Raw genomic sequence first — 12,087 nt, 5'->3', positions numbered from 1 at the left:
CCGACGATATGGAGAAGAATACCTTGACCGTGGGCGTGAGCAACGCGCCCGGCGCGTGCTGCATGACCACCGCCAGCCGCCCCGAGCGCAGCCGCACCAGCGAGCCGACCGGGTAGATGCCCACGCTCTTGACGAAGGCGTTGAACACGCCCGGGTCGAAATGGTTGCCGCGCCATTCCACCATGCGCTGCACGGCATAGGCGGCTTCCCACGCCTTCTTGTAGGGCCGGTCGGAGGTGACGGCGTCGTACACGTCGCAGATGGCGCCCATGCGCGCGAACAGCGAGATGCCTTCGCCCGCGAGCTTGTGCGGATAGCCAGTGCCGTCCATGCGCTCGTGATGGTGCAGGCAGACGTCGAGCGCAATTTCGCTGATGCTGGCATCGCCCACCAGGACGTCGTAGCCGGCCTGCGGGTGGGCGACGACGTGGCGGAATTCATCGGCGGTGAGCGCCCCCGGCTTGTTCAGCACCTCGGGCGGAATGGCGATCTTGCCAATGTCGTGCAGCAGCCCGGCCAGGCCGGCGTCGCGCACTTCGTCATCGGACAGGCCGAGCTGGCGGCCGAGCGACACCATCAGCGCGCATACGGCCACCGAGTGCAGGAAGGTGTAGCGATCCTTGGTTTTCAGGCGCGCGAGGCTGACCAGCGCGCTCGGGTGGCGGTCGACCGAGCCCGAGATGGCTTCGACCAGCGGCAGGGCGTCACGCGCCTCGATGATGCGGCCCATGCGCGCGTCGGCAAACATGGCCTGCACGGCCACACCCGCCTTGTCGATGATGCGCGCGGCGCGGTGCATCTCTTCATGCAGCGTGGCCGGGCGCGGCGCGATGGCCGTCTCTGGCTGTGACGGCGGCGCCAAGGGGGAGCTGGCCACGGGGGCTGCGCCAGCCGCCACATCCTTGCCGCGCGCGATGTCGATCCAGACCTCGCGCACGCCGCTTGCGCGTACGCGGCGCAGCTGCTCCGCATCTTCAATGCGAAAACGGGCCCGCCAGAACGGATGGTCCAGCCAGGAGCCGACAAATTCCTCCAGGTACATGCCGACCCGCAGGTGTTCGATTGCGATGCGCTTGCGCATGGTGATTGGTCAGACGATCGGGGGGGGCTTGGCCGGCGTTTCGCGCAAGGGATCCTGCCAAGCCAATCAATGCTCTCTTACCTATCGGACGAGACGGCCCGGGCTTGAGTCAGGGGATGCCCGGAATCACAGTGTGTGGCTGGGCCGGTGGTCGGGCGCGGAGGCGGGGGGGCGGGGAGCGAACGCCCAACGCGCTGGCAGAAAAAAAGGCGGCCGGGGGAACGGCCGCCTCAGCAATCCGGCACCTGCGCCCATCGGGGCGCCCGGCAACGGAGGAGGGAGACTGGTGGCGGGGTGACCCGCGACGGCTCACTGACCGTTGGTGTACGGGTCGGCTTGGCGCGCGGCACCGTCGGTGTACGGATCGGCTTGGCGCAGGGCGCCATCGGTGTACGGGTCAGCCTTGCGCAGGGCGCCGTCGGTGTACGGATCGGCCTTGGTGATGGCTTGGCCGTTGGTGTACGGGTCCGACTGCTGCACGCCGGCGGCGAAGGCCGGAACGGCGGCGATGGCGATCAGGGAAGCGAGAATGAGGCTCTTGGTGTTCATCATGGACTCCTATCGGGGAAGAGCGCTGCCGCTGGGCGGTTGGGGTTCGCTGCAGTGCGGTAGCGCGATGACGTAAGCTTAGTCGTTGCTCGGTCAGGTAAAAAGCCGATCTATTAAACTCTTTGTTCAAAAAACACGAACAATTGTGACCCCCCAGGCACTGGGTTTTGCGGCCAAGTCATTGATCTGAAACATCAATGTGTTCTCCGGGATAACCCTTAGGAGAAAGTTCTGACCGTCGCACTGCAGGAAAAATTCAGCGACAAGCGGTCGCGGTCTGTTGCATTGCATTACAGCGAATCGGAGAAATGCCCGCGTAAACACGCGTTGTTCGGCCTAAACCTTCGGTCCGGATGGTCGTTGAATGGGGATACGGGCGGTGCCCAGCCGCCCTTCGCAGCAAGGAAGGTCACCATGTCCATCACCTCCGGTTCCATCGCGCGTTTCGAGATCGACGGCGTCGCGTATCAAGCCCGACTCTTCGCCATGCCGTTCCACGTGCCGGAGAACGGACGCGTGCGTGCCCACGCGGTCGGGCGGCCGGAGATGCCGTTTGGTGGTGTGCACGTGCTGGCCCAATGGCTGCAGGCGCGCAGCCTGCCCGAGGGCGTGGGGCTGGTGATGGCCGACCGGCTGTTCTCGCACGGGGCGGTGTCGCAGTGGTCGGGCGCCGACGGTGCGCGCGCGGCCAAGGTGCTGTCGCAGGTGGCGCTCGGCCAGAAGAGCAGCCACCGCCTGTGGCGCCAGACCGCCGCGGGCGGCTTCCGCGATGAAACCGCGTTCTTCCTGGGGGCGGCGTTCGTGCCGAGCGATGCGTTGGTGGACGACGTCCGCCTGCTGGGCGAGCTGATTCCGGCCTCCGAATGGGCCAGCGTGGCGCATGCAGCATCCACCATGATGGGCCTGCACCTGTATCGCCCGGAAGAACCGGAAACGCTGGTCGACTGCACGCTTCTGGCGCCGGCCTGGACCGAAACCGCGGTCGAACGCGCCGACGGCTACCGCGCGCTGACCCTGTTGCATTCCTTTGCCGAAGACGACGAAGACATCCACGTCGACATCGAGCTGCTGCCGCCGGGCCAGGTGGTGCTGCAGGTGGAGTCGTGCTCGATACGCTTCTCGGCGCGCTTCGACCCGGCGCTGCTCGGCCACGACATGACCGATGCGCTGCTGCGGGATGCGCTCGCGCTGCAGCACGGGCATACCGCCAACAACCTGCACTGATCCGGGCGGATCAGCGCAGCCTTCCCCTTACTTGGCCGGCCCGTTCCACGGATAGGCCAGCCACGCGTCAAAACGCGTGGCAAATTCACCGCTTTCCATGGTCTGCCGCAGCCACTGATCGACGAAGTTCTTGAACACCACGTCGCGCGGCAGCAGGTAGGCCTTCTCCGAGAAATCGAACGGCGCGTCCGGATGCACGGCGCACAGCTCCGGATGCAGCTTCTGCTGCAGGCGGGTCTCGACCGCATCGGTCATCATCAGGTCGGCGCGGCCGTCGATGATCTCGTCGAAGATCGTCACGTTGTCCGGATACACGCGGATCTGCGCCTGCTTCAGATGTTCGCGCGCGAATTTCTCATTGGTGCCGCCGGGGTTGACCACGGTGAGCACGTTCGGCTGGTCGATCTGCGCCAGCGTCTGGTATTTGGCCTGGTTCTCGCAGCGGGTGATCGGCGTCTTGCCGTCGCGTTGATAGGGCACGGAATAGAACGCCTTCTTCTGCCGCTCCAGCGTCACCGAGATGCCGCTCATGGCGATGTCGAAGCGGTTGTCGCCAAAGTCGCGCATCAGCGTCGACCAGGTGGTCGGCACCACTTCCAGCTTCACGCCGAGCGCTTTCGCCAGGCGCTCGCCCATCTCCACGTCCAGGCCGATGAAGCGGCCGTCGGTGGGGTTCTTGAAGCTGAAGGGCTTGTAGTCGCCGGTGGAGCCGACGCGCAGCGTGCCGCGCGCAAGGATCTCGTCGAGGCGGTTGGTGGTCTGCGCCAGGGCTGGCGCGGCGACACAGGCGCACAGCAGCAGGGCGCTGGTGCGGATGATGCGGTTGAACATAACGACCCCCGTCTATGAAAAAGGCAAGGGCGCGGTCCTCTGCGGTGCCGCGCCCCTGTGATGCTAGCTGGTCTTATTGGCCAGCGGACTTATTCCACTGCAACGCGTTCATCACCACCATCGACATCGCCTCGACGCCGGTCTTGATGGACGGCTCCGGCACCGGCGCGAACAGCGGCGAATGGTTGGTCGGCAGCGGCTTGGCGCCCGGCTTGAGCGCGGCGAAGAACTGCTGCGGCTCGTTCACGCCGATGAAGAAGAACATCGACGGAATGCCGGTATCGACAAACGCCGAGAAGTCTTCGCTGGCGGTGATGGGGGGCACGCGCATCACGCGCTCGCCGCCAAACGCCGTCTTGAGCATCGCTTCGGTACGGGCCACCACGGCCGGGTCGTTGTTGACGGCCTTGCCGCCCTCGGTGAGCTTGATGTCGGCATCCGGCGCGCCCGACATCTCCGTCACAGCCTTGGCCGTGCGGCGGATGCCGTCCAGCATCTTCTGCCGCACCGCCGGCTTGTACGAGCGAATCGTGCCGCGCAGGGTCACGCTGTCGGGGATGATGTTCTCGGCGCTGCCGCCCTGGATGGCGCCGATGCTGACCACGCCGAACTCCTGCGGGTCTTTCTCGCGGCTGATCACGCTCTGCAGGTCGACCACGAAGCGCGCGGCCATCATCACCGGGTCGATGGTCTTGTCGGGCGCCGAGCCGTGGCCGCCGCGGCCCTTGAAGGTGATCTCCAGCCCGTCGGAGTTGGACGTGATCGGGCCGCTGTTGAACACGATCGAGCCATACGGGCCGGGGCCGGTGTGCAGCGCAAATGCGTAGTCGGGCTTGGGGAAGCGTTTGAACAGGCCATCGTCGAGCATGCTCTGCGCGCCGGCCACGGCTTCCTCGGCCGGCTGCGCGATGAACATCAGCGTGCCGTGCCAGCGGTCCTTGAGCGAGACCAGCGTCTTGGCGGTACCGACCCACGCCGTCATGTGCACGTCATGCCCGCAGCTGTGCGCCACGGCCACGTCCTCGCCCTTCCATTGCGTGCGCGCGTGGCTGGCGTAGGGCAGGCGGGTCTTCTCCTCCATCGGCAGCGCGTCCAGCTCGGTGCGCACCAGGATGGTGGGCCCAGGGCCGTTGCGGTAGACCGCCACCACGCCGGTCTTGGCCACGTGTTCCGTCACCTCGAAACCGATCTTGCGCATCTCGGCGGCCAGCTTGGCGGCGGTGCGCGTTTCCTGGAAGGCGAGTTCCGGGTGGGCGTGCAGGTCTTTGTAGAGCGCGTCGAGGTGCGGGTACTCCGCATTCACGGCGGCCTCGACTGCCGGCTTGGTGGCCCCTACGTCGATGCTGCCGCCGGCGGCCGCTGCGGCCGGTGCCGGGCTCGATGCACCGTTGGGCGTAAAGGGAATCTGCGCGAAAGCCGGCAATGCGGCGCCGGCCATCAACCAGGCGAGCGCGGTCTGCTTCAACCGGATGGGGCGATGGGTCATGCTGTCTCCTTGCGTCTTATTTTGGCGATGGAACATCGTTGCTCGGTCAAGCGATTTGATTATGCCTGCTGCCACGGGTGTGCAGGCTTCGGGGCATCCCGGATCTGGGGGCGTTTCGATGGGGTGCGGGAGCGCCGCCCCGCTTGGCACCGGTCGGGGGCTCTCCTAGACTGGGCTGGGTGTGCCGCTTCCAGGGATCGCAACGCGGAATGGATCCGATGTCCTGTCTACAGCTCGCGTTTCGCGATGCCCCGCCGGGGGATGAGGCGATCCAAGCCGCGCTTGAAGCAGCGCAATTGGTGTTGGTGCGCAGCGGCGTGTCGCCGCGTGAGGCGTTCGTGGCCTACCAGGCGTTCGCCTGTGGAAATGGCTGCCCTGACTCGCTGGCGCTGACTTTCGCCCGCGCCGAGGCCGAGGCGATGGATACGCTGGCCGCGCATGGTTATGCGCGCTACGGCACGGTCAGCCTGGCGGTGCTGTAGCGCCCGCCGAGGCTGTCTCGGGATCAAACCTCCGCCGTCTTCCCGCCCAGCCGCCGCGCCGTTTCGGACACGTGGCGGTGGATGCGCGCAAGAAAATCGATCTCCGCAGCCCGCGTGGGCGAGTGTCCCAGCGCTTGCGACAGGTGCGTCGCCACGAACGACGACTGCGGCGCCAGCATGCTGATCAGGCGCAGCACCTCGCGGCGGGCCTGGGCGGCGTCGTAGCCGAGGTGGTCAGCCAGCGCGAGCAGCGCGTCCTGGTCGATGGCGTCATAGCGGGCCTGCGCGTCGGGCGCGCGTTCGCCGTCGAGCGCCGACAGCGCATCGGCATCCCATTCATTGGCATAGACGGCGGCGCAGAACAGGTGATCGTGTGCCGCCAGCCGGATGCCGTCCGCACCGATGTGGAAGTGCAGCGTGCCCGCCGACGCGTTGCGCCCGCCGATCAGCAGGCAGAACACCATCCAGCGGAACAGCGAGGCCGTGGCGGCGGTCGGGTCCGCACACAGGCGCGCGCACTGGGCAACCTGCTCGACGGTGATCGGCAGGAAGCGATGCTGCGGAGAGAGCCCCAGCAACTGCACCGCGGAGACCACGTAGCGCGCTTGGATGAGCGCGGTGTCATCGCTCTTGCAGCGCAGCGTGCGGTCCAGGCGCTGCACCACCGCGGCCGTTTCCGGAAACTGGCGCAGGCCGATGAACGGCGTCTCCAGCCCGATGCTGCGCGCCAGCAGCGTGGCCCAGCAATGGTTGATGATGGCGTAGGGCAGGCGGGCGCCTTCATCCAGATCCAGCCGGACGAAGTGGCTCGACTGCGCGGCATTGGTGGGCGCGGCAAAACGGCCGAGCCACATGGAGACCGGCAGGCCGTTGGACGCCAGGAAGGGCAGGCGGATGGCGTCGGCGTCGGTTTCGGATTTGGCTCCGCCGGCCACGCCGTAGCGGGCGCGCGGCTCGGCCACGCGCAGCGCAGCGGACTGACGCGGCCGCCCGATGGTCTGCTGGAACTGCAGCACCAAGTCGCGCTCGGTCAGGCCATCAGCCTGGCCATAGAGCGGCTTGTGGCCGATGGGCACCAGCGAGAGCGGGCCATCCAGGTGCGGCGCGCGCGCGGCGAGGTGATCGAGCGCGGCCTCCGCCGCCTTGGGCGCCTCGCGGGCGGGTTCGGGTAGCAGGTATTCGAAGAAGTTGCGTACCGGCTGCGCTTTGGCCGTATCGGCAATGTCGCCGTCGGCGCGTTGCAGCGTGGGGGTCAGGTCAAAGCCCTGGTGCGAGGCCTGCCAGCGAGGGTCGTAACAGAACGCCCAACCGCCGCGGCCGCATGACAGATGACCGATCAGGTGCTTGTTCAGGTAGACGTCCAGCATGCGCGTATCCAACGAGTTTGACTGGAGCGTGCGTGGTCGGCCGTGCAGCGGTGGTGCCGCTTGCAATCGGGAGTGGCCGCTTGGTCATTGGCGACTCCCTTGCACGCCCCTTATCGACCGAGGGCCCGAGCATAACAAAGAAAATCCAGAGAAAACCCAGGAAAATCGCGTTTCGGTGATGCAGGTTTCTGAAATCGGATTATCGATCCATTAAATACGCTGCTGCCGGAAGTGATTTCTATCTTTTCTAATTCTGGATTTATTGTTTTTTAGTGCTCGCCGACGTGCGCGGCCGTTGAAGCTTTTGCTGGCGGCCGCGCACGAGGTGGCATTTCTACACGCGGCTGGCTCAACGCATGCGCTGCATCAGATTGTCGCGCTGCACGAATTGGTGCCACAACGCGCCCAACACATGCAGGCCGACAATGAAATACACCGCATTGCCGACAAATTCGTGTGCGGATTTAAGCGTCGACTTCAAATCGGGATTTTCCGCAACCAGGCGCGGCAGGGTCCAGCCCAGGAAGGCGACGTCCCGGCCGCCGGCCTGGACGAACAGGATGCCGCTGATCGGCATCAGGAACATGATGGCGTACAGCGCCAGATGGACAAGCTTCGCGCTGCCAACCTGCCAGGCCGGACCGGACTCCGCCGGGGCCTGGTAGCGCCAGCGCGCCCAGACGCGCACGCAAGCGAACAGCAGGATGAACTGCCCCAGCATCATGTGGATGGCGGTGAACTGGCCGCGCGCGTCGGAGCCCTTGGGCAGGGTGCCCTTGTACTCGATGGCAGCCAGCGCGCCAGCGAACAGCAGGAACATCAGCCAGTGCAGCGCGATGGACGCGCGCGCGTAGCGCTCGGGTGATGGGGTCATGAAAACCTCTTGTGGGTGGTTGGGGAGGCAACCACCGTACTCTAACCGCGCATCACCCGGTTTGATCTCGCCCGGGGCGGCGGGAGAGGTTTACGCAATGTTTCAAATCAGCGGCCGGGGCGCAAAAGCGAATCCTTCTCGTTCTTGCTGCCGTTCGCGCTGAGGCTCGCTTTCTTGCCGGGTGCCAGCACCCCGGTCGAGAGCGAGGTGCCCAGCAGGATCACCGCGCAGCCGATCAACATGTTGAGCGTGAGCTGCTCACCCAGGAACAGGATGCCCCACAGCACACCGAACACCGGGATCAGGAAGGTGACCGACACCGCGCGCGTCGGCCCCACGTGCGCCACCAGGCGGAAGAACAGAATGTAAGCAATGCCGGTGCAGGCGATGCCCAGGCCGACCACGTGCAGCCACACCCCGCCGGTGGGCGTGTGCGCGGGCCATAGCCACACGGCCAGCGGCGCCAGCACGATGGTCGCGCCCACCTGGCTGCCGGTGGCCACCGCCAGGGGCGGCACGCCGGTCAGGTGGCGCTTGGTGTAGCTGCTGGCCAGGCCGTACAGCACCGTGGCCGACAGCGCTGCCGCCACGGCCAGGCTGCCCTGCTTGGCATCGAGGGCCGACGAGCCGCCCACCAATACGATCACGCCAATGAAGCCGATCGCCAGCCCCACCACGCGCCACGACGACATCCGCTCGCCCAGCCAGAAGAACGCGACGATGGCCGCGAACAGCGGCGCGGCGGCATTCAGCACGGAGGTGAAGCCGGCCGTGAGCGTCAGCTCGGCATAGGCGAACAGCGAGAACGGGATGGCCGAGTTCAGCACGCCCACCGCCAGCAGATGCGGCCAGTGCGCACGCAGCGCGCCCAGACCGCCCAGACCGCCGCGCAGCGCCAGCACCGGCAGCAGGAAGCACGAGGCGATCGCCACGCGCAGCGCGATCAGCGCCACCGGCCCGAACTGCGGCGCGGCCACGCGCATGAAGAGGAAGGAGCCGCCCCAGAGGGCAGCGAGGGTGAGCAGTTCAATGACATCGGAGCGGCGCATCGGTGAGTCTCGTCGTTATGGTTGTGTGAGGAAGGCCGACCCGTCGTCGGCCACCGTGCAGGAATGGCGGACGGTATTGTCCGCGCAGTTGCCGATTCATGCAGGCGCGAGCGCCAGCGTAGCTTGGCGAGGATCATCCGCCATCGGCAGCCGCTCGCCCACCTGCGCAGGATGACCCTCGAGTCGCAGCAGCGCGGCCTTGCGCGGCAGGCCACCCGCATAGCCGGTGAGCGAACCGTCCGCGCCGACCACACGGTGGCACGGGATGGCGATCGAGATCGGGTTGCGGCCGACCGCCGTGCCCACGGCGCGCGCATGTTCGCGCGTCATGCCCAGGCGCGCGGTGACCTGTCCATACGTGCAGCGCTCGCCGAAGGGGATTGCGCACAGCAGGTGCCAGACGTCCTGCTGGAACGGCGTGCCGGCGGGCGCCATCGGCAGGTCGAACACGCGCAGCCGGCCGGCAAAGTACGCCTCGAACTGCGCCCGCGCTTCACGCACGACAGCGACGTCGGCGCCGGGCAGCATGCCACGCGCGTTCACCGGAATGGTCTTCTGGCCGGTGAAGAACGCGCCGGTCAGGTGAGTGTCGGTAGCGATCAGCAGCAGGTTGCCGAGCGGGCAGGCGAAGGTGTGTTGATACATGGTGATCAGATGGCAGAGGAGAGCGCTTCGTCACGGTGCCACAGGTGCATCGCGGCGTAGGCGCGCCAGGGTGCCCAGGGCTCCGCGCGTTCGACCATGGCGCGGCGCGTGGGCAGGGCGCCGCCGGCGTCGGCCAGACGCTTGCGCAGCACGTAGTCGCCCAGCGGAAAGGCATTCGGCCAGCCGAGCGCGCGCATGGCGACGTACTGCGCCGTCCATTCGCCGACGCCGGGCAGCGCCTGCAGGGCGGCAAGCGTGGGCGCGAGCGGCACCAGTGGTTCGAGCCGCAGCCGGCCGGCATCGATGGCGCGCGCCAGCTCCACCACGGCGACGGCGCGGCTCGCCTGCAGGCCAGTGTCGGCGCACAGGGCCTGCGGCTCCACCGCCGCCAATGTCGCCGCGGTTGGGAACGTCATCGACAAGCCTAAACCTTCATGCGGTTGCGCCAGCGGCGTGCCATACGCCGCGGTCATGCGCGCCAGGATGCGCCGCGCCTGCGCGAGCGAAATCACCTGCCCGGCGATGGCGCGCACGGCGATCTCGAAGCCGTCTACCGCACCGGGTACGCGTAGCCCAGGCGTGCTGGCGGCGAGCGTGCCGAGATGCGCGTCGACCAGGTCGGGCCGGCAGTCGAGATCGAACAGGCGGCGTGCGCGGGCCAGCACGGGGGGCATCGCATGCAGCAGGCTGGCCGACAGCGTGAGCGCGATGGCATGGCGCTGCGGCAGGTCGCGCGCGTGCAGCCAGCCGGTGTGCTGCCGGCCGCCGTAGTCGACGGTGATGGTGCGCGCGTAGCTGTGCGCATCGACCACCTCCACGCTGTCGACGGCGCGGGCGCGCAGGAAATCGAGCAAGGCGCTCCACGCGAAGGGCGGGCGGTAGCCGAGCGTGAGCGTGGGGCCGTCGTCGGTGCGTGGCGTGGCGGCGGCGCGGGCGCGCAGGCGGGTCGGGGCAAAGCCATAGTGCTCGGCGAACCCGCTGTTCAGCCGCCGCACGCTGCCAAAGCCTGCTGCAAAGGCGATGTCGCCGACCGGCATGGCGGTATCCGTCAGCAGCCGCTTGGCGAGCAGCAGGCGCTGCGTCTGCGCATAATCCACGGGCGAGACGTCGAACTCGGCGCGGAAGATGCGCCGCAGGTGGCGGTCGGTCACGCCCACGGCGGCGGCCAGCGCCGTCAAGTCGTGTCGGTCATCCTGCTGCAGGAAGCCTTCGTCGATCATGCGCGCGGCGGCGCGAGCGAGGTTGGACGACATCTCGGCCAGGCTGTGCCCGGGCGCCAGCTCGGGCCGGCAGCGCAGGCACGGGCGGAAGCCCGCGCGCTCGGCCGCGGCGGCGGTGGCGAAGAAGCGGCAGTTCTTCTGCTGCGGCGTGCGCACCGCGCAGATCGGCCGGCAATAGACGCCGGTGGAGGTGACGCCGACGAAGAACCAGCCGTCGAAGCGCCGGTCGCGCGATTGCACGGCGTGGTAGCAGGCGTCGTGGTCGAGGTGCATGGTGGTGGGCCGGGTCAACAGACCCTTGGGATTCGCGGGCCAGTTTAGTCCTGGCGGACCGGGCGTGTTGGCCGGATTCGGACATCTGCCTATGCCGCGTCAAGCAACGTCGCGTGCACAATGACACGCGACATTCACTCCGGGGGGAACACGCATGTCCAAGACCATTGTCATCACCGGCGGCAGCCGGGGTATCGGCCGCGCCACGGCGGTGCTGTGTGCCCAGCGCGGCTGGTCGGTCGCGCTCCAGTATCGCGGCAACCGGCAGGCGGCGGAGGAGACCGTCGGCCTAGTCGAGCAGGCTGGCGGGCACGCGCTGGCGGTGCAGGGCGACGTGTCCAGCGACGAGGATGTGATCGCCCTGTTCGAGGCGGCGCAGGGGCGGTTTGGTGCGCTGCATGGCGTGGTGAACAACGCCGGCATCGTGGCCGAGGCACAGGACGTGGCCGACATGACCACGCACCGGCTGCGCACCATGTTCGATACCAATATCCTCGGCGCCTTCCTGGTGGCGCGCGAGGCGGCGCGGCGGCTGTCGACGGCGCGTGGCGGGGCGGGTGGGTCGCTGGTGAATGTGTCGTCGGCGGCGGCGCGGCTCGGGTCGCCGCATGAGTACGTGGACTATGCCGCCTCCAAGGGCGCGGTCGACACCATGACGCTCGGGCTGGCCCGCGAACTCGGGCGCGAGGGCGTGCGTGTGAACGCGGTGCGCCCCGGCCTGATCGAGACCGGTATCCATGCCTCGGGCGGCCAGCCGGACCGCGCCCAGCGGCTGGGCGCCGCGACGCCGATGGGCCGGCCCGGCACGGCCGAGGAGGTGGCCGAGACCATCGTCTGGCTGCTGTCGGATGCGGCGTCGTATGTGTCGGGGGCGCTGCTGGACTGTTCCGGTGGACGTTAGCTTTGCTTCACATTGTCTCCACAATGTCAATCCATCGATCGGGTCTCCCAAAACGTGGGGATGCGTTGTATCCGTACCTTTCTTAGTATCCCCTTGCGCGATGTC

12 protein-coding genes are annotated in these 12,087 nt (G+C 67.6%); 3 read left to right on the top strand and 9 right to left on the bottom strand.

Annotation, left to right across the window (positions count from 1 at the left end):
* Together QZ609_RS10745 and QZ609_RS10740 are read right to left on the bottom strand one after the other, a co-directional pair.
* Positions 1-1,081 (bottom strand): HD-GYP domain-containing protein (locus tag QZ609_RS10745; protein WP_295494131.1); only part of this gene is annotated, 1,081 nt, incomplete at its 3' end.
* A gap of 309 nt (positions 1,082-1,390) precedes the next feature.
* Entirely contained in the window at positions 1,391-1,630 is a 240-nt protein-coding gene (locus QZ609_RS10740; protein WP_295494129.1) for a hypothetical protein, read from the bottom strand.
* 414 nt (positions 1,631-2,044) lie between these two features.
* Here QZ609_RS10740 and QZ609_RS10735 point away from each other — a divergent pair, with 414 nt between their 5' ends.
* The gene (locus tag QZ609_RS10735; RefSeq protein WP_295494128.1) at positions 2,045-2,854 is read left to right on the top strand and encodes a hypothetical protein; all 810 of its coding nucleotides are present in this window, start codon (positions 2,045-2,047) and stop codon (positions 2,852-2,854) included.
* 27 nt (positions 2,855-2,881) lie between these two features.
* Here the strand turns inward: QZ609_RS10735 and QZ609_RS10730 are convergent, their stop codons facing one another.
* Together QZ609_RS10730 and QZ609_RS10725 are read right to left on the bottom strand one after the other, a co-directional pair.
* Positions 2,882-3,685, bottom strand: coding sequence for a transporter substrate-binding domain-containing protein (locus QZ609_RS10730; RefSeq protein WP_295494127.1), 804 nt, complete (start codon positions 3,683-3,685; stop codon positions 2,882-2,884).
* 73 nt (positions 3,686-3,758) lie between these two features.
* Entirely contained in the window at positions 3,759-5,171 is a 1,413-nt protein-coding gene (locus QZ609_RS10725; protein WP_295494125.1) for a M20 family metallopeptidase, read from the bottom strand.
* Between the two features lie 209 nt (positions 5,172-5,380).
* Here QZ609_RS10725 and QZ609_RS10720 point away from each other — a divergent pair, with 209 nt between their 5' ends.
* Positions 5,381-5,653: a hypothetical protein gene (locus tag QZ609_RS10720; RefSeq protein ID WP_295494124.1), complete on the top strand. Its 273-nt coding sequence runs from the start codon at positions 5,381-5,383 to the stop codon at positions 5,651-5,653.
* A 23-nt stretch (positions 5,654-5,676) separates the two neighbouring features.
* Here QZ609_RS10720 and QZ609_RS10715 read toward each other — a convergent pair whose 3' ends face one another.
* From QZ609_RS10715 to QZ609_RS10695, 5 genes are all read right to left on the bottom strand, one after another.
* On the bottom strand, positions 5,677-7,020 hold the full coding sequence (locus QZ609_RS10715) for a HipA domain-containing protein (RefSeq protein WP_295494123.1): 1,344 nt from the start codon (positions 7,018-7,020) through the stop codon (positions 5,677-5,679).
* 349 nt (positions 7,021-7,369) lie between these two features.
* A complete protein-coding gene (locus QZ609_RS10710; protein WP_295494121.1) occupies positions 7,370-7,894 on the bottom strand; it encodes a cytochrome b in 525 nt (174 codons plus the stop codon).
* 107 nt (positions 7,895-8,001) lie between these two features.
* Positions 8,002-8,943 (bottom strand): DMT family transporter, encoded by a 942-nt coding sequence (locus tag QZ609_RS10705; RefSeq protein ID WP_295494119.1) that lies wholly within the window; start codon positions 8,941-8,943, stop codon positions 8,002-8,004.
* Positions 8,944-9,039: 96 nt separating this feature from the next.
* Positions 9,040-9,597 carry a methylated-DNA--[protein]-cysteine S-methyltransferase gene (locus QZ609_RS10700; protein WP_295494137.1) on the bottom strand — a complete coding sequence of 186 codons (558 nt, stop codon included), beginning with the start codon at positions 9,595-9,597 and terminating at the stop codon, positions 9,040-9,042.
* Positions 9,594-11,081: a DNA-3-methyladenine glycosylase 2 family protein gene (locus QZ609_RS10695; protein WP_295494135.1), complete on the bottom strand. Its 1,488-nt coding sequence runs from the start codon at positions 11,079-11,081 to the stop codon at positions 9,594-9,596. Before QZ609_RS10695 ends, QZ609_RS10700 begins: the two co-directional genes overlap by 4 nt.
* A gap of 154 nt (positions 11,082-11,235) precedes the next feature.
* Here QZ609_RS10695 and QZ609_RS10690 point away from each other — a divergent pair, with 154 nt between their 5' ends.
* Complete coding sequence (locus tag QZ609_RS10690) at positions 11,236-11,982, top strand: SDR family oxidoreductase (RefSeq protein ID WP_295494117.1); 747 nt, start codon at positions 11,236-11,238, stop codon at positions 11,980-11,982.
* Positions 11,983-12,087: the final 105 nt, after the last annotated feature.

Origin of the sequence: uncultured Ralstonia sp., from assembly GCA_913056305.1 — a bacterium.
Taxonomy (GTDB): Bacteria; Pseudomonadota; Gammaproteobacteria; order Burkholderiales; family Burkholderiaceae; genus Ralstonia.
This window is presented reverse-complemented; position numbering and strand designations above follow the sequence as displayed.